We start from the raw sequence: 24,135 nt of genomic DNA, 5'->3' as shown, positions 1-24,135 counted from the left end.
AGCTCACGCCGACACACCGAGCCACAGCGGACAAACCTGGCCTTTCAAGATCTGTAGCGAGACAGTCCTGCTTCTAACGCTCGTGGGTCATGACTGACCAAGGTTGGTGACCAGGTTGACGGCGACGGCCAGGATGCCGGTTCCGAAGGTGTACGAGAGCAGTGCGTGCCCGAGCGCGATCCGGCGCATGTGGTTACTCGTCGGTTCGTTCTCGCCCGGGGCATAGGACATGCCGACCGTGAAGGCGATGTACGCGAAGTCGGCGTACGCCGGTGGATCTTCCCGCTTGAAGTCGATGCCACCGCCGTCGTCGCGGTAGCACAGCCGGGCGTACTTCAACGCGAAGACCGTGTTCACCAGCGCCCACGCCAGGGCCACCGCGATGACGCTGAGGATCACCAGCGTGACTGCCACTGCGTCATGCTGGTTCGAGGCGCGCACGAGCGCCTCGGCCACGGCGGCGAGACTGGCAACGGACGCGATCAGGATCGCCGAGTCGGTGGAACGGGAGTGCTGCTCCGCCTCGGCAAGCTGCTCGGTACGCTTCGGGCTCGCCGACCAGCAGGCCCGCCACACCCAAACGAGGATCGTGCCCGCCGCGATCGTCCAGACCACCAGCGGCGTCAGCTCCGGCGCCCCGACGAGCGCGGTGGCCGTGCCGGCGACGACACCGGCGGCCAACGACCACAGCGCACGCCTGACGGACAGCAGGCGTCCCGGCGCACGTCCCGATCGCTGCTCCACCCGTTCAGCGTTCCGGATCAACCGGGCCGGCCAGCGGAAACCCGGAGCCATCACCGGATCGGGCCGCATCGAGGGTGGGGCGGGGTGGCCGGTGTGCTGCGGGGAGGGTTCCTCATCCGCGACCGCAAGTACACCGCCGCCTTTCGATCACGCCTTCGCCGCCCGAACTCGGCGGAGATGTCTGGGGCGCAAGACGGCGGAGAGCGTGGTGCTGTCGGAACACTGAGCGCAATTCGGTCCCCCGCCGATGGCCAAACTCGGACGCCTGCCGGACGCCTGGGTCAAGTCCACCGGTAACAACGCAGCGCTCGTGAGGGCAGACCGCAGGGTCCGCGGGTACCGGGGTCCCGCGCCTCCCGGCCTGCCGGTCAAGGCGCCGATCCGATGGTGGGCAGGCCGCAGGTGCCGACGGGGCCCAGCCCTGGGACGCTCCGGTGCGACCTCCGCGACAACCACCCTCAGTGGCTGCCCTGCACCCGCAGCGAGTACAAACCCTGGCCTCCCCAGAAACCCATAAGGCCAACTCTGTGGGCGAAAGGTGCGTAGCGTTCAGGTGGGCCTGTGCCGAGGACCCACCCCACCGGCAGAAAGGGTATGAGATGTCGCTCGACGCGTTCCGCATCCCTGGCGGCTCCTTGGACGACTTGATCAGTCGGTTCTTCGGGGGAGATCCGTTCGCGGGACGTCCGGTGGAGCGGGTCGACCTGTCCCGGCTGCTCTCCACCGAGTCGCGGCAACTGCTGCAACGGGCAGCCGAGCAGGCTACGGAGTGGGGCAGCCCGTACCTCAATGTCGAGCACCTGCTGTGGGCCGCCGCCCAGGCCGACCCCACCCGCCGGATGCTCGGCGCGAGCGGCGCCGACCCCGACGACCTGGCCCGCCAGATAGAGTCGGCCGTCCCCAAGGGCAGGCCACGCGAGGACACGCCTCCGCTCGCGCCGGCGGCGAAGCGCGCCCTGCTCGACGCGCACCGCGAGTCGCGACGGTCCGGCGCGACGTACATCGGCCCCGAACACCTCCTGCTCGGCATCGCCGCGAACCCGGAGACGACCGCGGGCCGGGCGTTGCGGGCGCTCGGTGGGGCCGTCACCGGGCCCACGCCGCCGGCGGGCGGTGCCGACGGGCGCGGGGCCAGCAGCACCCCCACCCTTGACCAGTACGGGCGGGACCTCACCGAGGACGCCCGGGCCGGTCGGCTCGATCCGGTCGTCGGCCGTGATGACGAGATCGACGACACGATCGAAGTGCTCTCCCGGCGTACGAAGAACAATCCGGTGCTCACCGGCGAGCCGGGCGTCGGCAAGACGGCGATCGTCGAGGGCATCGCGCAGCGCATCGTCAACGACGAGGTGCCCGAAACCCTGGCCAACCGGCGTGTGGTCGCACTCGACCTGTCCGGGATGGTGGCGGGCACCAAGTACCGCGGTGAGTTCGAAGAGCGCCTGAAGAACGTGATCCAGGAGGTGACGTCGGGCGAGGACGGGCTGATCCTCTTCATCGACGAACTGCACACCGTTGTCGGCGCGGGCGGCGGTGGCGAGGGGGCGATGGATGCCGGCAACATGCTCAAGCCCGCCCTGGCCCGCGGCGAACTGCACGTGGTCGGTGCGACGACACTGAACGAGTACCGTCGCTACATCGAGAAGGATCCTGCGCTGGAGCGCCGGTTCCAGCCGATCCTGGTGTCGGAGCCGAGCGTGGAGGACACCGTCGCGATCCTCAAGGGCATACGTGACCGGTACGAGGCGCACCATCAGGTGCGCTACACGGACGAAGCGCTGGACGCCGCCGCTGAACTGTCCCACCGCTACATCACCGACCGGTTTCTGCCGGACAAGGCCATCGACCTGCTCGACCAGGCGGGGGCCCGGGTCCGGCTTCGTTCCCGCACACCCGCTCCGGACAAGAAGGAGATCGAGAAGCGGCTGTCCCAGCTGCGCCGGGAGAAGGACAGCGCGGTGGCGAACGAGGATTATCAACGCGCGGGTGCGCTGAAAGCCGAGATCGGTGCGGCCGAGCGGGACCTGGCGGCGGCGCAGGAGGGCACGCCTCCGGTGCCCGAGGTGCATATGAGCGACATCGCCGAGGTGGTCAGCCGCCGTACCGGTGTTCCCGTCACCCAGCTCACGGAGGTGGAGAAGCAGAGGCTGAGGCGCATCGAGGAGCAACTGCACGAGCGCGTGGTCGGCCAGCACGAGGCCGTACGGGCTGTGGCGGCCGCCGTACGCCGATCGCGTTCCGGGCTGAGTGACCCCCAGCGACCCGACGGGTCGTTCCTCTTCCTCGGACCCACCGGCGTCGGCAAGACTGAACTGGCCAGAGCCCTCGCCGCGGCGCTCTTCGGCGACGAGTCCAGCATGATCCGCTTCGACATGAGCGAGTTCCAGGAGCAGCACACGGTCAGCCGGCTGGTCGGGGCGCCCCCGGGCTACGTCGGGTACGAGGAGGCCGGTCAGCTCACCGAGGCGGTCCGGCGCCGGCCATACTCGGTGCTGCTCTTCGACGAGGTGGAGAAGGCGCATGCGGATGTGTTCAACGCGCTGCTGCAGGTGCTCGACGACGGTCGCCTCACCGACGCGCAGGGTCGCACGGTCGATTTCAGCAACACCATCCTGATCATGACGAGCAACATCGGCGCGGACCGCATTCTGGCCGCGCAGGCGGCAGGGCGTCCGGTCAACGACCAGCGCGAGGAACTGATGGGGCTGCTGGGGCAGCGGTTCCGGCCGGAATTCCTCAACCGGATCGACGAGATCATCGTCTTCACCGGCCTGGACCGGGACCAGCTCCTTGAGATCACCGGCCTGCTGCTGGACCGCACCCGCCGTCGGTTGCACGCACAGAACATCAACCTCGAGATCAGCCCGGACGCCACGCAGTGGCTGGCCAACCGGGGCTACCAGCCCGAGTACGGGGCGCGGCCACTGCGGCGCAGCATCCAGCGCGAGTTGGAAGACCGGCTGTCGACCCTGCTGCTCGAGGACGGGGCGAATCCGGGCGACACCATCGATGTCAATGTCGTCGGCGGCGAGCTCGACCTCTCGGTCCGGCCCGCCGCCGTACCGGCTGGCACGTGACACCCGACGAGCAGCTCGGCGAGCCGTCGCGGTGTGTCCCGGGGGCTCCACCCCGGCGAGTTGTTGCAGCAGATCATCCAAACCGCGGCCGTGCTGGGAGGGCTTGACGACGACGCCGGCGCAGGCCGGTCAGCCTGCGGGACAACCGCCCGGCCAACCCCCTGTGCCTGAAGGACGTCGCCATCGGCCCCCAATGCGTAGAAGGCGCTGCGCTGCACGGGCGGCATCCGCTGCACCCCACTGAATGACGGCACCGTGAGCGCCGGACCGGTCGACGTGACGGTCAGTCGCTGACAACCGGCCGCCATCACCGGCTGGCCGTCTGGAGGCGGCCGGTGATCGTCCTCAGGCAGCGCCGACGTCGGTGGTGAAGGTCGCGAAGGCGAGCAGGCCGGAGTAGGCGCGCCGTCCGTTCGTGTTGACCACCGGACCCGTCGCCCGCTACCGCGTGCTCTCCTGGTCCGGGTCGGAGCACGCGCTCGTCATCGTGGTGCACCACATCGCCTGCGACGGTTGGGCCCTGGGAATCCTCCTGCGGGACCTGGCGGCGTGCTATAACGCCCGTGTCGCCCTCGAACCGCTGCCCGTCGCCCCGGCCGGCTCCACGTTCACCCACGCGCAGGAGCAGCGCACCCGGTGGGAAGCCGGTAGCGCCGACGGCGTCGGGTACTGGCGGGACCACCTTGCCGACGCCCCCGTCCTGGACCTGCCGACGGACCGCCCCCGGCCGGCGGTGCTCACTGCCGAGGGTGCGGTGGTGACCCGGGACCTGGACCCCGCCCTCCTCGACCGGATCAGCGAGTACGGCCGCCGGCACGGCGCCAGCACCTTCATGGTGCTGCTGGCGGCGTACGGGCTGTTGCTGACCCGTCACGGGCGCCAACCCGAGGTGGTGGTCGGAGTGCCGGTGGCCAATCGGCTGGACGAGCGGGAGGACGAGACGGTCGGGTGCCTGGTCAACACCGTGCCGTTGCGGATCGACCTGGGCGACCGGCCCGATCTGCCCACTCTGCTGCGCCGGGTGCGGCAGACCACCCTGAACGGGTTCGCACACCAGGACGTGCCGTTCGAACGCATCGTCCGGGAGCTGGCGCCGGCCCGCGACCGCAGCCGCTCCCCACTGTTCCAGGCGTCGTTCACGCTGCAGAACTTCCGCGTCGACCTGCCCGACCTGCTCGGGCTGGCCGTCGAGGAGATCGACGTGGAGGTCGAGGCGGCAAAGTTCGACCTTGGGCTGACCGTCGACCTGTCGGGTGCGCGCCCCTTCGTCCGACTGGAGTACAGCACGCAGCTGTTCCGCCCACACACAGCCGAGGTACTGCTGCGTCACTTCCTGAACCTGCTCCGGCAACTGGCCGAGGGCGACGGCGAAGGGAATCCGCCCGGCCTCACCGACGACGCCGAGGCTCGGCGACTTCTCGCTCTCGGGCACCCCGACGCACCGCTGCCGGCCGATCCACCGACACCGCTGCTGGAACGGTTCGCCGACCACGCCCGGCGGCGGCCGGAGGCGGTCGCGATCCGGTACCGGGGCGCGGACGTCACGTACGGGGAGTTGAACGCCGAGGCGAGCCGACTGGCCGACCTGCTGCGCCGGCATAACGCTGGCCCGGGTGACCTGGTCGGCGTCGGCTTCGAACGATCACCAACGGTGGTGGCCGCGATCCTGGCCGTCTGGCAGGTGGGTGCCGCCTATCTGCCCCTGGACTCGAACTACCCCCGCGAGCGCCTACGCCTGATCGTCGATGACTCCCGCGTCGCACTGGTGTTCGTAGAACCGGCGACGCGGGACGTACTTGCCGACGCCGTCCAGGGCCGGCCCGTCCGGTTGGTGGACGTCGCCGGCGAGGGACTCGACCCCGCAGACCCGTTGGACACCGCCGGCCGGGACCGCCGCACGGACCTCGCGTACGTCATCTACACCTCCGGTTCCACCGGGGTGCCCAAGGGCGTGATGGTGCGCCGGTCGAGCGTGGACCTGCTGTTCGCGGCCAGCCCGGGCGGGCTGCACGTCACCGCCGAGGACGTCTGGCTGTGCGCCCACTCGTTCTCCTTCGACTTCTCCGTCTGGGAGGTGTGGGGGGCGTTGGCGTACGGCGGCCGGGTCGTGCTCGCCGAGCGCGCGGACCTGGTCGACCCCGCCCGCCTCGCCGCCCTGGTCGCGACCGAGCGGGTCACCGTCCTCAGCCAGACGCCCGGCGCGCTCTACCGGCTGTTGCCCGCCCTGCTAGACGGTCCGTCGCCGCAACTCGCCGGGTTACGTTACGTGGTCACCGGGGGAGAGGCGCTGAGCTGGCCCCGGCTGGCAGACCTGATGTCGAGGGCGCCGGAGAGCACCGCTCGCTTCGTCAACATGTACGGCATCACCGAGGGCACCGTCCACGTCACCGCGCGGCACGCCACTGTTCCCGAACTCGCGGCGGTCGCCGACGGCGACGTCGGCCGGCCCTTGCCATCCGGCCGCTGCCACGTCCTGGACGACTCCGGCCGGCCCGCAGGTCTGCTCGTACCTGGAGAGCTGTGGATCGGCGGTCCGCTGGTGGCAGCCGGATACCTCGGCAATCCGGAGCTGACCGCGGAACGGTTCGCGCCGGACCCCTACGAGGCCGGCGGCATCGTCTACCGCACCGGTGACCTGTGCCGTTGGGGCGCGGACGGCGAGCTGCTCTACCTGGGACGGGAGGACGGCCAGGTCCAGGTCCGCGGACACCGGGTGGAGTGCGCGGAGGTCGAGCACGCCCTCCTGCGCGATTCGGATGTCCGCGCGGCCGTCGTGCTCCTCGACGGGGCCGACCTCGTCGGCTTCGTCACCGTCACCGACGGTGTCGACCCCGCTCGCCTGACCCACCGGCTGCGCCGGGTGTTGCCGGCCTACATGGTGCCCACCCGGATCGTGGCGGTCGACGAGATCCCGCTGACCGCGCACGGGAAGGTCGACCGCGTGTCGCTGCTGGCCAAGTTCTGTACCCGGCCCGTGGCCGCCGCCCGGCCCGCGTCGCCCGAGCCGGTCGCCGGTCCGCTGCAACGCCGACTGCGGGCACTCTGGGCGGAGGTCCTCGGCCGCCAGGACTTCGACGTACGAGACAACTTCTTCGACGTCGGCGGCCACAGCTTCGCGCTCATGAGTCTGCAATCCCGGATGGCGGTCGAGGGCCTGGACGTGACCGTGACCGACCTCTTCCGGTTCGGGACCATCGAGGCCTGCGCCGCGTACCTGACCCGGACCCGGACCGCCGAAAGCCCGGCCGCCGCACCCGCCGACGACCGGGCCCTGCGCCGCCGCGACGCCATCCGCCAGATGGCCGCCGGCCGCGCTCGCCGGGCTGGCGGCGGGGACCACCCGGCAGCACCGTCCCCGGCACCCGCCGACTCGAGAGAGGCGTCATGACTCAGCAGGAAGCCCCGCTGTCCTTCGGACAGCAACGGCTCTGGTTCCTCGAGCAGCTCGTGCCGGGCAACACCGGATATGTGAACCAGGACGCCACCACCCTCGTCGGCGAGCTCGACGCGGATGCCCTCGACGGCGCCTTCCAGGTCGTCCTGGCCCGGCACGACGCCCTGCGCACCCGGTTCCGCCGCGACTCGGGAGACGGCAACCCCCGGCAGTGGGTAGAGCCGACGGCCCACCTCACGCTGGTCCGGCTGGCCCACCCGGAGGTGCCCGGACCCGACCGTGAGGCCCTGGTGCAGCGGTTCGCGCGCGCGGAAGCAGCCCGTCCCTTCGACCTCGCGTCGGAGCTGCCGCTGCGGTGCTACCTCATCCGCTGGGAGCCGACGGTGCACACGCTGCTCATCCTGGCGCACCACATCGTCGTCGACGGCTGGTCACTGATCAACCTGCGCCAGGAACTGGCCGCCGTGTACAACAGCCGCGTCGGCGGCGTCCCCGCCGCCCTGCCAGAGCTGCGCATGCAGTACCCGGACTTCGCGCGCTGGCAGCGCGCCGACATCACCGAGGGCCGGGCTGAGCAGGAACTCGAGTTCTGGCGAGGCTACCTGGACGGCGCGCCGGACGTTCTCGACCTGCCGACCGACCGTCCTCGCCCGGAAAAGCAGACGATGGCGGGGGAGATCCTCCACGTCAGCCTGCCACGTCCGGTGCTCGACCAGGTGCGGCACCTGGCCTCGACCACCCGGACGACGCCGTACATGGTGCTGACCTCGATGGTGGCGGTGGTGCTGCAGCGGTACACCGGCCAGCGCGACATCGTCATCGGCAGCCCGGTCGCCGGCCGGACCCGCCCGGAGTTCGAGCCGATGATCGGGCTGTTCCTGAACATGATCCCGCTACGGCTGACCGTCGAGCCCGAGGACACCGTCGCCGACCTGCTCAAGCGCACCCGCACCCGGGTACTGCGCGCACTCAGTCACCAGGACCTGCCATTCGAGCAGGTCGTCCAGGGACTGAACGTGACCCGCCGGCCGAACGTGTCGCCCATCTTCCAGGTCTCGGTCAGCGTCAACAACCTGCCGGACCAGCCGCTGGAACTGCACGGCCTGCGGGCCGAGAAGGTCAACATCGAGTTGCAGGGCGCCCGCTACGACCTGACCGCCGACTTCGCCGCCCTCGAGGACGGGCTCCGCCTGCGCCTGCAGTACAACTCGGACCTGTTCGACCGGACAACCGTGCGCCGCATGGTCGGACACCTCTCCACGGTCCTGGCGGCGGCCGCCCGCGAGCCCGGGCTGCCGGTCCGGCGGCTGCCGCTCGTGGCCGACGCTGAACGCGACGACCTGCTGCGCTTCTCCGCCCCCGCTGGATACACGCGTCCCGACGGCGTCGGACCGGAGGACGTGCTGGCGACCTTCGCGCGGCAGGTCGAGAAGCAGCCCGACGCCCAGGCGTTGTCCGGCCGCCACGGGACGATGACCTACCACCAGCTCGACGCGCAGTCCGACCGGATGGCCGCCGGTCTCCTCGCCGCGGGCGTACGCCCGGGCAGCGTCGTCGGCGTCCTGATGGACCGCTCACCCGAGCTGGTCGCGACGGTGCTGGGCATCTGGAAGGCCAACGGGGTGCTGCTGCCGCTGGACCAGCGGCAACCGGACTCGCGACTGGCGCACATGCTGCGCGAGACCGAGGCGGCGCTGCTGCTGGTCGACGACCGGGCGGCCGACCGGGGCGCCGCCCTCGCACCCGGACTCGCCCGCGCCTCGTACCGGGACATCAGCGCGGGCCCGGACGGGCCGGACCGGCCGGCGCCGCCGGACGACCTCGCCGCATACATCATGTACACCTCGGGCTCCACCGGGACGCCCAAGGGAGTGACCATCCAGCGGTCGGCGTTGGCCGGCTTCTGCGGCGCCGCCCTCGAGCTGGTCCGCCCTACGCCAGAGGACGTGGTACTCGCGGTCACCACGTTCTCGTTCGACATCTCCCTCCTGGAGTACCTCGTGCCGTTGCTCGCCGGGGCGTCGGTGCGCCTCCAGTCGGGCAGCGCGGCAGACGCGGCGGCGGTGCAGCAGTCCCTCACCGAGGAGCCCTGTGTGACCCTGGCGGGCGGCACGCCGACGGTTTGGAAGAACCTGCTCGGCGCCGGGGTGCGGCTCACCACGCGAGTGCGGCTCATGCTCGGCGGCGAGAGCATGCCGAAGGACCTCGGCCGGCAGCTTCTCGACCAGGGCATCGAGTTCTGGAACTTCTACGGCCCGACCGAGGCCACCGTGTACGTGACCGCCGCCCACCACCGGGGCCGGGCCGGCGGTGGGCCGGACTTCCCGTCCGCCGACGTCGGTGCGCCGTTCGGCGACAACGTCGTCTACGTCCTCGACGCCGGCCTGCATCTGTGCCCCCTCGGCATCGTGGGCGACGTGTACCTCGCCGGCCCGCAGCTCGCGCAGTGGTACCACGCCCGACCCGGTCAGACGGCGGAGCGGTTCGTCGCCGACCCGTACGGCCGGCCCGGTGACCGGATGTACCGCACCGGCGACCTCGGCCGGTGGTCACCGGCGGGGCATCTGCTGTTCGAGGGTCGAGCCGACTCGCAGGTGAAGATCCGCGGGTTCCGGGTCGAACTGGCCGAAATCGAGTTCCGGCTGCGTAGCCATCCGGGTGTGGACGAGGCTGTCGTCGGGGTCCGGGATCGGTCCGGCGTGCCCCAGCTCGTCGCCCGGCTGGCCGCCGCGCCGCCGGTGCCACCGGAGGCCGGTGAGCTGCGCCGGTACCTCGCCGATCACCTGCCGGAGTACATGATTCCCGCAGTGATCACCTTCACCGACGCGCTTCCGGTGTCGATGAGCGGGAAGATCGACCGCAGGGCCGCCCTGGACCTGGAACCGGAGCCGGCGCAGCGTGCCGCGGTGGCGGATGTTCCAGCGTCCCCCGAGGAGGGACTGCTCTGCAACCTCTTCGTGGACCTGCTCGACCAGCCCGACGTCAGCGGTTCGGCAAGCTTCTTCGAGCTGGGCGGCAACTCGCTGCTGGCGGTCCAACTGGTGCTTCGCCTCCAGGACATCTTCCAGGTCAATCTGTCCGTCGCCGACATCTTCGCCGCGCCCACCCCGGCCGCCCTCGCCGAGCGGTTGGCCTCCGCGGACGCCCCGAAGGAGGCGGAGACGGTGCTGCCGCTGCGAACCACCGGGATGGCGGCGCCGATCATCTGCCTGCCGCCCCGCACCGGGCTTGGCTGGTGCTACGCGGGCCTGCTGCGGCACATCCCGCTGGAGTTCCCGGTCTACGGCCTGCAGTCGGCGGAGCTGGCCGCGGGTACGCAGGGCCAGCCCGTCGAGCAGTTGGTCGAGCGGTACCTGGAGGAGATCGAGGACCTGGTGCCGGTCGGACCGTGCATCCTGCTCGGCTGGTCCCTCGGCGGACTGCTGGCGGACGAGATCGCGCAGCGCCTGCGTGGGGCCGGGCGGGACGTACCCCTGGTCGTCCTCTACGACGCCGTCGCGCCCCTGTCGCCGAACGTCCCGGAGCACCCGGCCGGGTTGCTCTACTTCACCGCTGCCGACGCCGGGGCGGACGCGCTGTCCAGCGCCTGGGCGGCACGATTCGGCGGACCCGTCGAGATCGTCCCGACCGACGTGGCGCACCTGCGGATGTTCGACCGGGAGCCGCTGCGGGCCTCCGGGCCGCGGCTCACGGCACGGCTGCGGTCCCTGGCGGAAAGCACGGGCCGGTGACGGTGATGCGAAATCCATTCGAGTCCGAGAGGGACCTCATTGTGCTGATCAATCAGGCTCGTCAATGTTCCCTCTGGCCGGCCGAGCTGCCGCCGCCGCACGGTTGGACGCCGCGCCACGGGCCAGCGACCCGTGCCGAGTGCGTCGAGTACGTTGAGCAGGTCGCGGGGCGCCGCGGATGAACGCGCCCACCCCGCAGGAGACGCTGGCGGCGCGGGTCCGTCGCGCGGCCAAGGTTGCGGCCGCCGAGGCGGACACCGTCGACCAGGAAGGTCGGACGCCGGACGCCGCGATCGGTGCGCTACGCGAGGAACGGCTGCTCGCTCCGGGCCCCGGGGACGGCGGCAGGTGGTGGACCGCACGCGAGATCGCCGCCGTGTCGTCCGCGCTGGGCGGGGCGTGCGCCTCGACCGGGATGATCTGGGCGATGCATCAGGGACAGCTGCTGAGCATCGCCCGGCAGCCCACCGCCACCGACGAGCTGACCAAGTTCGTCGCTGGCACGTGGCAGGCCCAGCCGTTGATTGCGAGCCTCATGTCCGAACGCGGTGCGGCCGATCCCCGGCAGGGCAACGCCTTCTGCGACCGTTCGCCCGACGGCGGCCTCACCGTCGTCAAGGAGGTGTCGGTCTCCTCATATCTGGCGGTGGCGGACGCCGCGTTGGTGGTGGCGCGCCGCGACGCGGCCGCCCCGCTCTCGGACCAGGTGCTGGTGGTGGCCGATCGGGCCGGCATCGACATCGCCAATCCGGTGCCGTGGAACGCGATGGGCATGCGCGGCACCGCCAGCGGCGGGTGCCGGGCGACGGTGTCCAGCCGGGCGGACATGGTGCTCGCCGAGCCGTTCGCGGTGACCGGCGCGCAGGTGATGACTCCGCTGACCCATCTCGGCTGGGCCGGGTGCTGGTGGGGCATCGCGTCGGCCGCGGCCGACCGGGCCCGCCGCTTCCTACGCCGCCGGGCGTCGGGCGGTGCGAGCGATCTGCTCGCCGCGAAGACCGTCCGGCTCGGTCGGATCGCCCAGTCGCTGGACCAGTCGCGCGCGCAGATCAGGGCGTTCGCCAACGAGTACGACGCCGCGGCCGTGGCCGGCGTCCATCCGGCGGGGATGCCGCGCCGGGCGAACAACGTGCGCCTCGCGGTGGCCGAGCTCGCGTTCACCGCAGTGGTGGACGCGATCGAGCTGATCGGGGTGGACGCCTACCGCGAAGCCGAGTCGAGCAGGTTCAGCCTCAGCCGTCATCTGCGGGACGTCACCTCCGCCCGGGTCATGATCAGCAGCGACCGGATCAGGTTGGCCAACGGCACGCTGGCCCTGATGCCCGACGGGGACCTCGTGGACGAGTTGGACGGACGTGGATGAGCCGGTCGGGCGTGAGGCGCCGTCCGGGCGTGGGGAGGTGACATGACGGAGAGCGGCAGGATTGCCATCATCGGTATGGCGGTGCGGGTACCCGGCGCCGGAGCGGACCTCGACCGGTTCTGGGAGAACATCAGGACCGGCACGGAAAGCATCTCCTTCTTCGACGTCGACGAACTCGTCGCGCAGGGCGTCCCGGCGGAACGGGCGCTGGATCCACGGTTCGTCCCGGCCCGCGGCGTGCTGACGGACGTGGACCGCTTCGACGGTGCCCTGTTCGGCTATTCGCCGAGTGAGAGCGCGTTGATCGATCCTCAGCAGCGGATACTGCTCGAATGCGCGTGGGCGGCCCTGGAGCAGGCGGGCCACCCGCCGGTGGGGTCCGACCCGAACCGGACCGGGGTGTACCTGGGCACCGGCATGAACCTGTACATGCTGGACAACGTCCTGCCCAACGAACGGGCCGTGACGAACGCTGGTGGCCTGCAACTGGTGATCGGTGCGGACAAGGACTATGCCGCTACGCGGGTGGCGTACAAGCTGAACCTGCAGGGCCCGGGCGTCACTGTCCAGACGGCCTGCTCGACCTCCCTGGTCGCGGTCCACATGGCGGTGCAGTCCCTGCTGTCCTACGAGTCCGACCTCGCCCTGGCCGGTGGCGCCTCCGTCGCGCCCCCGTCCCGCCGCGGATACGTCCACGAGCCGGGCAGCATCCTCTCCCCGGACGGCCACTGCCGCGTCTTCGACGCTGCGGCCGAGGGCACGGTGGCCGGCGACGGCGTGGGCGTGGTGGTCCTCAAGCGGTACGACGACGCGGTCCGTGACGGCGACACCGTGCACGCGGTGATCGTGGGCTCGGCGGTGAACAACGACGGGGCGCGCAAGGCTGGCTTCACCGCCCCCGGTGCCAGCGGCCAGGCCGCCGTGGTGGCTGACGCGCTGGCCGTGGGCGGGATCCCGCCGGAGACGGTCGGGGTGATCGAGACCCACGGCACCGGCACCAGGCTGGGCGACCCCATCGAGGTCGCCGCGCTCTGCGAGGTCTTCGGCTCGGCGGCGCCGGACCGACCAGGGATCGCGCTGACCGCGCTCAAGTCGATCGTCGGTCATCTCGACGTCGCGGCCGGTGTGCTCGGCCTGGTCAAGACGGTGCTTGCGCTGAGGCACCGGACCATCCCGCCGGTCGCCCACTTCAAGAGCCCGAACGAGCTCCTGCACCTGGGGGACTCCCCGTTCTTCGTGCCGACCGAGGCCGTCCCGTGGCCCGAGGTCGACGGCGTCCGCCGCGCGGGCGTCAGCTCCTTCGGCATCGGCGGCACCAACGCCCACGTCGTCCTCGAGGAAGCGCCGCAGGTGCCATCGGCGGAGGCGGCAGACGGCCCGGAGCTGCTGCTCGTCTCGGCCCGGTCCCAGGCGGCCGCCGAGGCCGGTCTGCGTGCGCTGGGGACGGCCCTCGCAGCCGAGAAGCCCCCGGCGTTGGCCGACGTCGCGCACACGTTGCGGGTGGGCCGTACGCCCCTCTCCTGGCGCGCGGCGCTGGTCGCCGACACCGCTGCGGCGGCGGCGACCCGGCTGCCCCAGGCCGCCGTCCGCAAGGTCGAGGACGGCGCGACCGTGGTCTTCGCGTTCCCCGGCCAGGGCGCCCAACGCCCTGGCATGTTCCGGGCGAGTCATCGAGCCGACCCGGTGTACCGGGCCGTTTTCGACGATGCGGCCCGACGCGTCGCCGCTCTGTCCGGCCTCGACCTGCCCGCGCTGCTGCACAGCGAGGACCCGCTCGACGCGGCCACACTGGCCCAGACCCGAGTGGCCCAGCCTGCCCTGTTCGTCACCGAGCTCGCCGCCGCGCACAGCCTGCTCCGTCGGGGCGTCGTACCCTCCGCCATGCTCGGGCACAGTGTCGGTGAGCTGGTCGCGGCCTGCCTGGCCGGTGTCTTCGAGCTGGACGACGCACTCGCCGCGGTCGTCGAGCGAGGCCGGCTGATGCAACAGGCCGCACCTGGGGCGATGCTGTCGGTCTTCGCGCCGGTGGACACGGTCGCCCCGCTGCTGCCGGCGAACGTCGACATCGCGGCGCGCAACTCGCCCACCGTGACCGTCGTATCCGGGCCGGCGCCGGACCTCGACCAGCTGGCCGGTGTGCTGCGGGAGCGGGGTCTGTTGAGCCGTCGGCTGTCCACCTCGCACGCCTTCCACTCCCGCGCCATGCAGGACGCCGCCGACCGCTTCACCCGGTTCCTGAGCGGGTTCACGCTGCGGCCGCCGCGGCTACCCGTCCAGTCCACCGTTACCGGCCGGCCTCTCACCGACCGGGAGGCGGTCAGCCCCGAGTACTGGGGCCGCCAGTTGCGCCACACCGTCGACTTCAGCGCTGCCGTGACGGGGGTGCGCGACTCGCTCGCCCCGACGGCATGGCTCGAGGTGGGGCCGGGACGCGCGTTGCAGGTGCTCATCCGGGAGCACCTGCCGGCACCAGAGCAGGCCCGGGTCTGGGGCGTCAGCGGGGACGCCGCCGGCGACGATCACCGAGCGCTGCTCACTGTCGTGGGGCAGCTGTGGTCCGTCGGTGTCGGCGGGGCCTGGGATCCGGCGTACGCCGAGCGGCGCCGCCGGGCGCCGCTGCCGACGTACGCCTTCGACCGTACCCGCCACTGGCTCGATCCCGAGCGGTCGCCGACGGTGGCCGAACCGGTGGCCGTGCCGGCTGGCACGTACACCACGACTGAGGACGAGGGGATGAAGCAACCAGTCATGACAGCCGCCCCGTCGGTCACCACCGGCACGTCGGCCGGTGACGTCACCGGCACTCTTGAGCAGCTGTGGAAGGACGTGCTCGGCGTCGATCGTGTGGCTCCGGAGGACGACTTCTTCGAACTCGGCGGGCACTCCCTCGCCGCGCTGCGGCTGCGCGGCCGCATCCGCGACGGTCTAGGTGTGGAGGTCGAGCTGGACCAGCTGTTCGACGAGCCGACCTTCGGTGCGCTCGCCGCGTTCGTGGAGGCCGCCCCGGGCGCGGCACCGGCACCGGCACCGCCGCCGGTAACACCCGCCGTCGCGACGCGTCCAGTCGTCCAGTCGCCCGTAGCGGCGAGCAACGTGGCTGCTGCCCGGCGGCCGGGAGTGCCCAGTACCAGCATCTACTTCTTCTCTTCCCAGCAGGACGACTCGGGAGATGGTTACGGGCTGGTGCTGGACGCCGTCCGGCTCGCCGACCGGCTGGGCTTCGAGGCGGTCTGGAGCCCCGAACGCCACTTCCACAAGTTCGGCGGCCTGTACCCGAACCCCGCCGTGCTCAACGCCGCGCTGGCCACCGCCACCACCCGCATCGGGCTGCGCGCCGGAAGTGTCGTGCTGCCCCTGCACCACCCGTTGCGGCTGGTCGAGGACTGGAGCGTGGTGGACCGCCTTTCCGGTGGGCGGGTCGGCCTCTCCTTCGCGGCCGGCTTCCACCCGCTGGACTTCGTGCTGGCGCCGCACCGCTTCGCCGATCGGCGGCAGACCTTCCGCCGGGACGTCGAGCTGATCCGCCATTTGTGGCGGGGCGGCAGCCTGGACGACGTGGAGGCGGGGGCCGGTGACCGGGTCAGCGTGCGGCCGTACCCGGCCCGGGTCCAGGCCGAGCTTCCGGTCTGGCTGACCGCGTCGGCGAGCGACGAATCGTTCCAGCTCGCCGGTGAGGTCGGCGCCAACCTGCTGACCGCGCTGCTGGCGCTCACTCCCGAGCAGCTGACGGCGAAGATCGCCATATACCGCCGGGCCCGGGCGGAGCACGGCCACGACCCCGAAGCGGGCCGGGTCACGTTGATGGTCCACTCGTACGTGGGTGAGCCACACGAAGACGTTCGCGCCACCTGCGAGTCGCCCTTCCTCGACTACCTCCGCAGCCACACGGAGCTGTTGAGCAGCCTCAGCCGGGCGATGCCGGAGGAGGAACTCGATCTGCAGAACGCCTCGGAACGGGACCGGCAGGCGATCGTCCGCCGCTCGTACCGTGCCTTCTACGCCAGCAGGTCCCTTCTGGGCACGCCGGAGGTCGTGGCACAGCGCCTGCTGGACTTCGGACGGATGGGCGTTGACGAGGTTGCCGCCCTCATTGACTTCGGGCTGCCCGCCGACCGGGTGCTCCGCGGCGTGGAGCGCCTCGGCGCGGTTCGGGAACGGCTCGAGACGGAGGACTTCCACTCATGATCAGCCCATCCTTCCGCCGGCTGCTTGCCGCCACCGGCCTCTCCGACGCCGCCAACGGCGTGTTCTCCGTCGCGGCGGTCATCATCGCCTCGCAGGTCTCCCGCTCGCCGATGGTGGTGGGTGCGATCACGGTCGCCTCCACCCTGCCGTGGCTGGTGCTGGCGATCCCGGCCGGCATCCTGGTCGACTCGGTGGACCGCCGGCGTGCGATCACCGTCGCCAACGTCACCCGCGGCCTGCTGATGCTGCTGCTGGCCGCGCTGTTGACCTTGGACGTGCCGGTCGCCCTGCTGTTGGTGCTGATCGTCTTCGCGGTGGCGACCGTGCAGACCGTAGTGGACACCGCAGCCGAGACGCTCATCCCGGAGATGGTGCCTCCCGAGGACCTGACCCGGGCCAACGGTGCCATCTCCGTGTCGACCCGGATCTCCTACCAGTTCGCCGGTCCGCTGTTCGCCGGTGTGCTGGTCGGAGTGGCGATCGAGGCGCCCGCCTGGGCGGCCGGGGCCGCCTGCCTCGTCGCCGCCCTGCTGCTCGGCCGGATCAGCACTCCGTACCGGGTGCGGCAGGAGCCGGGCGAGCGTCAGCCGGTGCAGTTCCTGCACGGGCTCCGCACGATCGCCCGTCGACCGGTGCTCGGCACGATGGTCGGCGTCGGCGCCTTGACCACCCTGGCCAACGCCGCCTTCCACACCGTCTTCGTTCTCTACGCCATCGCCCCCGGACCGCTCGGCATGAGCCCCGGCACGTACGGGCTCGTCATCGGGATGATCGGCGTCGGTGCCGCGCTGGGATCCCTGCTGACCGCCCGTTTCGAGCGTCTCGTCGGCCAGGAGCATCTGCTGTGGCTGACCCGGGTCGGGTGGGCGACGGTGTTCGCGGCTCCGCTGGTGGTCAGCCAGGGGGTCTGGCTCGGCCTGGTCATGGCGCTGGGCAGTGTGTTCGGGGGCATGTGGTCCGTACAGGCGATGTCGGTGCGCCAGCGCACCGTCCCCGGGCACGAACGCGGCCAGATCGCCGGGGCCTCCCGGATGATGTCCTACGGCGCGACCCCGCTCGGCGCGGCGCTCGGCGGTGTGGCAGGCGGCCTCCTCGACACCAGGGTGATCTTCGTGCTGTGCGCCCTCACGTCGCTCGTGGCCATCGTGCCGATCCGCAGGTGGATGTCAGCCCCGGCGCTGCGGCGGGCGGAACTGCAGGCGGCGGCCGCGTGAGTGCGGAGCTCCTCGTCCCGCGGTCCGGTGATCGTCCCGCCGCCAGCGGTGGCCCCGACGACTGGTTGCCCGTCGTGGCGGAGTTGCTGGGCGTCGACGCCGCGCACCTGCGGGACCGGATCGACCGGGACTCCTTCGTCGGGCTCGGCGCCACGTCGCTGAACGCCATCGAACTGCTCGCGCTCGGCGAACGGGAGCTGCGACGCCGGGTGGACATCGCCCGACTACTGGGGACCGAGGCGCTTGGTGCCGTGCTGCGGGACGCGGAGGCGGTGCAGCCGGTGCCAACCGCCGCCCCGGTCGACGCGCCGACGGCGACCCGGCCCCTGCTGCCGGGGCAGCGCGCCATGCTCGCCGCGCACCTGGCCGGCGCGGATCGGGCCTACCACCTGCTGTTCAGCCTCGACTGTCCCGCGGAGCTCGACGAGCAGCGCGTCAGTGAGGCGGTCGACGCGCTGGTGGCACGACACGAGTCGCTGCGCACCTTGTTCGTCGTCGAGAGCGGCGAGTCGGCCCGCGTCGTGCTCCCGGCAACCCACCGGCCCCGGCTGCTGCGGCAGGCGTTGCCGGACCAGGACGAGGCGCCGTGGCGCACTGTGCACGAGCAGTTGGCCACCGCGAGCCCCGACCTGCTCCAGCCGTACGTCCGCCCACCGGCGGTGTTCGTGCTGACCCGGGCCGGCCGCCGCAGCCTGCTGACCCTGCTCGTGCACCACGTCCTCGTGGACGGGTGGAGCATCGGCCTGCTTTGGCGCGAGCTGGCCGTGGCGCTCAGCGACGGGCCCGGCAGCGTCCGGTCGGCCGGTGGCCAGGCGGACCTGATCGGTGAGCGACTGCACGCCGTGACAGTGACGGGGGAGCTGCGCCGGGCGTCGGATCGGCTCGTCCGGCGTCTCGCGGACGCGCCGAGCACCCTCACGCTGCCCACTGATCGCGCCCGCCCCGGGCAGCCGGACGGGTCGGGATCCCGGTTGACCTTCACCCTCGACCCGTCCGTCGCGGAGGCGGTCGAGGGGGTGGCCCGCCGATGCGGGGCGACCGTCACCACCGTGGTCGCCGCCACCTGGGCGCTGGTCGTGTCGCGCCGCGCCGGCCAGCGCGACCTGCTGCTCGCCATGCCGTTCGCCGGCCGGTCGACCGCCGAGCTGGCCCGGGTCGTCGGGCTGGCCACCCGGGTGGTGCCGGTGCGGGCCCGGATCGACGACGCCGCGTCGGTCACGGAGCACGTACGGACCTTCGCCGCCGCGCTGCGCGAGGCCGGCGCGGACGCCGAGGTGCCCTTCGAGCGGCTGCTGACGGACCTCGGCGTGGCACCTGATCCGGCGCGCAGCCCGCTGACGCAGGTCGGGTTCGCCGCCCACCACGAGCTGGTGCCGGCCACGGTGACCGTCTCCGGACACCAGGCGACCGTGCGGGAGGGACACTGCCGCGGCGCCGCCTTCGACGCCATGCTGTACCTGCAGAGCTGGCAGCAGCGGCCCCGCCTGGCGCTGGAGTACGCCACCGCCGCGCTGGGACCGACCGAGGCGGCCGACCTGGTCGAGTCGTTCCGGGCCGGACTGGCCGAGGTGGTGCGGTCGACGGGGGAGCCCCTGGGCCGGGTGCGGACCATTTCCCCGGAGCAGCACGAGCTGCTGCCTCGGTGGGGCGGCGGAGCGCCGGTGCGGGTCAACGACGACGTGTGGCAGGCATTCGAGCGCCGGGCCCGGGCTCACCCCGACGCGGCGGCGGTCCGGGACTCCGACTCCGGCGTCGAGCTGACCTACGGGCAGCTGCACGAACACGCGGTAGCTCAATCGGTCCTGCTGCACGAGCACGGGGTCCGAGCCGGTGAACGGGTCGTCGTCGACCTTCCCCGCTCGGCCGCGGAGGCGGTCGCGGTCCTCGCAGTGCTCCGGTTGGGTGCGAGCTACGTGGCGGTGGAGGCGGCGCAGGCGCCGCGGGGCCGGGAGCAGGTTGTCTCCGCCGTGAAGGCCCGGGTGCGGATCGGCAGAGCGGACACGGCCGGCTGGCCTGCCACGGATCGTTGTCCACCCGTCGACCTGAGCGCCCCGGCCCGGCCGGCGGGCCACGAGGTACCGGCCGCCGCCCCGGATCCGTCGCGGCCGGTCTACGTCTCGTTCACCTCGGGGTCCACCGGTCTTCCCAAGGGGGTGGTGGTACCGCACCGCGGGGTGCTTCGGCTCGCGCGCGACGCGGATCTCTTCGCACCCGTGGAGCGGCCTCGGATGCTACGCCTCGCGCCGCTGGCCTTCGACGCGTCCACGCTGGAGCTTCTCGTTCCCCTGGTCCGCGGCGACGCCGTGGAGGTGTTTCCGGCGCGCGAACCGTCACCGGGCGCGCTGGCGGAGTTCCTGGCGGCGACACCGGTCACTCACGCCTGGTTGACCTCCGGGCTCTTCCACCTCGTCGCCGAGCACCGTCCGGAGGCGTTCCGTACCCTCCGGCAGCTGTTCACCGGTGGTGGAGTGGTGTCCGGCGCCCGGGTAGGCCAGGTGCTCCTGAGGTGCCCCGGCCTGCGGGTCAGCAACGGGTACGGGCCGACCGAGAACACCACGTTCACGACCGTCCACCACGTCGACACGCCCGACCGGGCGGAACCCGACCTGCCGATTGGCCGGCCGATCGCGGGCACCAGCCTATGGGTACGCGACGACGCGGGAGCTCCGGTCCCACCCGGCGGGGTGGGCGAGCTGTGCGTTTCCGGGTCGGGCCTGGCCGACGGCTATCTGGCGGACCCGGAGCGCACCGCCGAGGCGTTCGTGGCCTGTGACGGGGAGCGGTGCTACCGCACTGGTGACCTGGTGCGCTGGGACACCTCAGGCCTGCTGCGCTACCTGGGTCGCAACGACCGGCAGGTCAAGATCTCCGGACACCGAGTGGCGCTCGACGAGGTGGAGAATCTGATCAGGCGCCAGCCCGGTGTCTCCGACGCGGCGCTCTTCGTCAGCGACGACCACGGACGGACCCGGCTGACCGCCGCGGTGATCACTGAGGGAGGGAACGGCGACCTGGCGGCGCTGCGCGAGTGGGTCGAGCAGGAGTTGATGCCGCAGGCCCGCCCGCAGCGCTGGCTGCGGCTGGACGCCTTCCCCCTCACCCGCAACGGCAAGGTGGACCTCGGCGCCCTTGCCGCCCGGCCGCCCGCCGGTCCGGCCCCGGCGCCGTCGGCGACCGACACGGACGCGACACCGGCGGTGCCGAGCAGCGCCGACCCCGATCCCCTGGCACGGTACGAGGAGCTGGTCGGCGAGGCGTGGTCCACCGTGCTGGGCACCGACGACTTCGACTCCGACGAGGCGTTCTTCGATGTCGGTGGGGACTCGCTGCAACTCGCGCTCGTCCGCAACCAGCTGCGGGAGCGGCTGCCGGGGCGTGCGCTCCCGATGACCGATCTCTACCGGTTCCCGACCGTACGGGCACTCGCCGAACACCTGCGGGCGGCGGAAGGGAGGGCAGGATGACCGGGCCGACCACGGACATCGCCGTCGTTGGCCTGGCTGGCCGGTTTCCCGCCGCCGCCGACGTCTGGCGGTACTGGGACAACATCGAGGCGGGCCGGGACTGTGTCACGCGGCTGACCCCGGCAGACCTCGCCGAGGCTGCGGTGCAGACCGAACAGCGCGACGATCCCGCGTACGTGCCGGCCCGGGGGATCATCGCCGACGTCGACTGCTTCGACGCGGAGTTCTTTGGCATACCCGCCCGGGAGGCCGAACTGATGGACCCTCAGCACCGACTGCTCATGCAGACGTGCTGGGAGGCTCTCGAGAGCGCCGGGCTGGCCACGGACCGACCGTTCGGCCGGGTGGCGCTCTTCGCCGGCGCCGGCCTCAACTACTACCTGCTCAACCAGGTGCTGCCCGCCACCGACGTCGTCGCCGCGCAGGGCCTGCTCGCGGTGGTTCTGGGCAATGAGAAGGACCATCTCGCGGCAAAGGTGGCGTACCGGCTCGACCTCGGCGGTCCCGCCGTGACAGTGCAGACCGCCTGCTCGACCTCGCTGGTGGCGGTACACCTGGCCTGTCAGAGCCTGCGCGCCGGGGACGCGGACGTGGCGCTTGCCGGTGGCGCCTGTGTCGCTGTTCCGCAGCGGGCCGGCTACCTGTACGAGGCAGGTGGCATTCTCTCCGCGCAGGGAACCTGCCGGCCCTTCGACGCCGCCGCCGGCGGCACGGTTCCCGGCAACGGCGTGGGCGTCGTGGTGCTCAAGCGGCCCACCGACGCGCGACGCGACGGTGACGAGGTGTACGCCGTCGTCCGGGGATCCGCCGTGAACAACGACGGCGGTGTGAAGGTCGGTTACACCGCTCCGGGGGTGGCCGGCCAGGTCGACGTGCTCCGGCGGGCCTACCAGAACGCCGGGGTCAGCGCCGCGACCATCGACTACGTCGAAGCGCACGGCACCGCCACCGAGACGGGTGACGCGATCGAACTCGCCGCGTTGACCGAGGTGTTCAAGGAGCACGGCGTGGAAGCGGGGTCCTGCTCCCTCGGCTCGGTCAAGGCGAACATCGGCCACCTGGACGCGGCCGCGGGCGTGGCTGGCCTGATCAAGGCGGTCCTCGCGCTGCGTACCGGGCGGATCCCGCCGCTGGCCGGGCTGACCGCCGCCGGACACGGGCTCGACGACCCGTCCAGCGTCTTCGTCCTCGACCGGACGGCCCGGCCGTGGCCGTCCGCGGCGGATCGACCCCGCCGGGCCGCGGTGAGTTCGTTCGGCCTGGGCGGTACGAACGCGCACATCGTCCTGGAGGCGGCGCCCGCGCCGGATCGCTCTCGCACCGATGAGGAGGTGCCGGTGCTTCTGCCGGTGTCGGCGCGTAGCGCCACGGCGCTGGACGAGGCCCGGCAGCGACTCGCCCAGCACCTCCAGGCGCATCCGGACCTGGCGCTGCGCGACGTCGCCCGTACCCTGCAGGCGCACCGGCGCCACTTCCGGCACCGGCACACAGTGGCCGCCCGGACGACGGCGGAGGCAGCCAAGCAGCTCACCGCCGGCAGGTCGGGTCCACCGGCGGCCCGCCGGCCCCAGCTGGTCTTTCTCTTCCCCGGGCAGGGGGCTGAGCGCACCGGCATGGCCGCCGGGGCCTACGCCCGGTGGCCCGGATTCCGGGCGGATGTCGACCGGGGTGCGGAGGCACTGCTCCCGGTGCTCGGCGTCGACCTGCGTGACCTGCTGCTGAATCCGGGAGCCGGCGCCGACATCCACCGCACCGACCTCGCTCAACCGGCCCTGGTCCTGCACGGGTACGCCGTCGCCCGGCTGCTGATGTCCTGGGGCCTGCGTCCGGCGGCGCTGGTGGGGCACTCCGTCGGCGAGTACACCGCCGCCGCTGTGGCTCGGGAGATGGGATTCCTCGACACGCTGCGCCTGGTGGCCCGGCGTGGTGCCCTCATGCAGGCGACGGAGGAAGGCGCGATGGTCACGGCCCTGACCTCCGAGCCGACCGTCCGCGAGTTGATGGTCGACCTGGACCTGGACGTGGCCGCGGTCAACGGCCCCGACGTGATCGTCGTCTCCGGGGGGCCCGCGCCCGTGCTGTCCTTGGAGGATCGGCTGATGGCGGCGGGCGTTGCCTTCCGCCGGCTGCCGGCGCAGCGTGCGTTCCACAGCCGGCTGATGACTCCCGTCATGGACGAGCTGGCCCGGGCGGCGGCCGACACCCCGACCAGGGGCCGCCGGATCGCGGTGGTGGAGACCGTCGGCGGAACTCTCCTGCCGTCCGGGCAGGGTCGGGACGGCGGTTACTGGGCCCGCCAGGTCCTCGCGCCGGTGCGCTTCGCGGACGCGGTCCGCCGGGCGGTCGACTCCCCGGACACGGTTCTCGTGGAGGTGGGGCCGGGCACCGCACTCAGCGGCGCGGCCCGCCGGATCCCGGAGGCCCGGGAGCTGCCGATGGCCGCGATCCAGCCGGGTCTCCGCTCGCTTCCCGACGACGACCAGATCCTGGCCGCCGTGGGCCGGCTCTGGGCGGCCGGCGGTGGAGTGGACTGGGACGCCGTGGGTCCGTCGGAGGGACGCAGGGTGTGGTTGCCCGGCTATCCGTTCGCCCCGCAGCGGCACTGGCTGGCGGCGCCCACGCCGGTTCCTGGGCGGGAGTTCCCGCGGCCCGAACCGGCCCGTGAACCGACGGCCGCGCCCGCCGGTGCGGTACTCGCTCCGGACGAGGTGATTACCGAGGTGCTCGCCCTGTGGCGCGAGCTGCTCGGCGCCGGGAAGGTGACCGCGGACGCCGACTTCTTCGAGCTGGGCGGGGAGTCACTGCTGTTCATCCGGATGATCAACCGCGTCCAACGTCGGTACGACGTACGCCTGGACATGACGGCGCTCACCGCTATGGCCACCGTCGCCGCGGTGGCGGAAGCAGTGCGGTCGGCTCGCGCCCGCGGAGCGGGCGAGCCGTGACGGCGCGCGCGACGATTC

Annotated in this window: 10 protein-coding genes; 9 read left to right on the top strand and 1 reads right to left on the bottom strand. The window is 72.2% G+C overall.

From position 1 onward, the window contains the following. Positions 1 to 87: 87 nt before the first annotated feature. Positions 88 to 744, bottom strand: coding sequence for a DUF1345 domain-containing protein (locus MicB006_RS15520; RefSeq protein ID WP_225980774.1), 657 nt, complete (start codon positions 742 to 744; stop codon positions 88 to 90). A gap of 599 nt (positions 745 to 1,343) precedes the next feature. Between MicB006_RS15520 and MicB006_RS15515 the strand changes: the two genes are divergently transcribed. The 9 genes from MicB006_RS15515 to MicB006_RS15475 all read left to right on the top strand — a co-directional run bounded on the left by MicB006_RS15515 (position 1,344) and on the right by MicB006_RS15475 (position 24,117). Further along, on the top strand, positions 1,344 to 3,821 hold the full coding sequence (locus tag MicB006_RS15515) for an ATP-dependent Clp protease ATP-binding subunit (protein ID WP_116507028.1): 2,478 nt from the start codon (positions 1,344 to 1,346) through the stop codon (positions 3,819 to 3,821). A gap of 415 nt (positions 3,822 to 4,236) precedes the next feature. Next, positions 4,237 to 7,209: a non-ribosomal peptide synthetase gene (locus MicB006_RS15510; RefSeq protein ID WP_116507026.1), complete on the top strand. Its 2,973-nt coding sequence runs from the start codon at positions 4,237 to 4,239 to the stop codon at positions 7,207 to 7,209. Beyond that, positions 7,206 to 10,946: a non-ribosomal peptide synthetase gene (locus MicB006_RS15505; RefSeq protein ID WP_116507025.1), complete on the top strand. Its 3,741-nt coding sequence runs from the start codon at positions 7,206 to 7,208 to the stop codon at positions 10,944 to 10,946. The genes MicB006_RS15510 and MicB006_RS15505 overlap by 4 nt, the downstream gene beginning before the upstream one ends. Positions 10,947 to 10,951: 5 nt before the next feature. Beyond that, entirely contained in the window at positions 10,952 to 11,128 is a 177-nt protein-coding gene (locus MicB006_RS15500; RefSeq protein WP_116511457.1) for an MbtH family NRPS accessory protein, read from the top strand. Further along, complete coding sequence (locus tag MicB006_RS15495) at positions 11,125 to 12,309, top strand: acyl-CoA dehydrogenase family protein (RefSeq protein WP_116507023.1); 1,185 nt, start codon at positions 11,125 to 11,127, stop codon at positions 12,307 to 12,309. The genes MicB006_RS15500 and MicB006_RS15495 overlap by 4 nt, the downstream gene beginning before the upstream one ends. A gap of 42 nt (positions 12,310 to 12,351) precedes the next feature. Next, positions 12,352 to 16,494: a type I polyketide synthase gene (locus tag MicB006_RS15490; protein ID WP_116507021.1), complete on the top strand. Its 4,143-nt coding sequence runs from the start codon at positions 12,352 to 12,354 to the stop codon at positions 16,492 to 16,494. Continuing rightward, positions 16,491 to 17,708 carry an MFS transporter gene (locus MicB006_RS15485; protein WP_116507019.1) on the top strand — a complete coding sequence of 406 codons (1,218 nt, stop codon included), beginning with the start codon at positions 16,491 to 16,493 and terminating at the stop codon, positions 17,706 to 17,708. Before MicB006_RS15490 ends, MicB006_RS15485 begins: the two co-directional genes overlap by 4 nt. Next, positions 17,705 to 21,172, top strand: coding sequence for a non-ribosomal peptide synthetase (locus tag MicB006_RS15480; RefSeq protein WP_152037843.1), 3,468 nt, complete (start codon positions 17,705 to 17,707; stop codon positions 21,170 to 21,172). Before MicB006_RS15485 ends, MicB006_RS15480 begins: the two co-directional genes overlap by 4 nt. Then, the gene (locus MicB006_RS15475) at positions 21,169 to 24,117 is read left to right on the top strand and encodes a type I polyketide synthase (RefSeq protein ID WP_116507016.1); all 2,949 of its coding nucleotides are present in this window, start codon (positions 21,169 to 21,171) and stop codon (positions 24,115 to 24,117) included. Before MicB006_RS15480 ends, MicB006_RS15475 begins: the two co-directional genes overlap by 4 nt. Positions 24,118 to 24,135: the final 18 nt, after the last annotated feature.

The sequence above is a fragment of the Micromonospora sp. B006 genome, assembly GCF_003408515.1.
Lineage (GTDB): Bacteria > Actinomycetota > Actinomycetes > Mycobacteriales > Micromonosporaceae > Micromonospora > Micromonospora echinospora_A.
The sequence above is the reverse complement of the archived record's forward strand: the minus strand, read 5'-3'. Positions and strand labels throughout refer to the sequence as shown.

What these genes read in the sequence shown, in the direction of transcription:
- MicB006_RS15515 (WP_116507028.1), top strand. Translation starts at nt 1,344, where the DNA reads ATGTCGCTCGACGCGTTCCGCATCCCTGGCGGCTCCTTGGACGACTTG.
- MicB006_RS15505 (WP_116507025.1), top strand. Translation starts at nt 7,206, where the DNA reads ATGACTCAGCAGGAAGCCCCGCTGTCCTTCGGACAGCAACGGCTCTGG.
- MicB006_RS15500 (WP_116511457.1), top strand. Translation starts at nt 10,952, where the DNA reads ATGCGAAATCCATTCGAGTCCGAGAGGGACCTCATTGTGCTGATCAAT.
- MicB006_RS15495 (WP_116507023.1), top strand. Translation starts at nt 11,125, where the DNA reads ATGAACGCGCCCACCCCGCAGGAGACGCTGGCGGCGCGGGTCCGTCGC.
- MicB006_RS15490 (WP_116507021.1), top strand. Translation starts at nt 12,352, where the DNA reads ATGACGGAGAGCGGCAGGATTGCCATCATCGGTATGGCGGTGCGGGTA.
- MicB006_RS15485 (WP_116507019.1), top strand. Translation starts at nt 16,491, where the DNA reads ATGATCAGCCCATCCTTCCGCCGGCTGCTTGCCGCCACCGGCCTCTCC.
- MicB006_RS15475 (WP_116507016.1), top strand. Translation starts at nt 21,169, where the DNA reads ATGACCGGGCCGACCACGGACATCGCCGTCGTTGGCCTGGCTGGCCGG.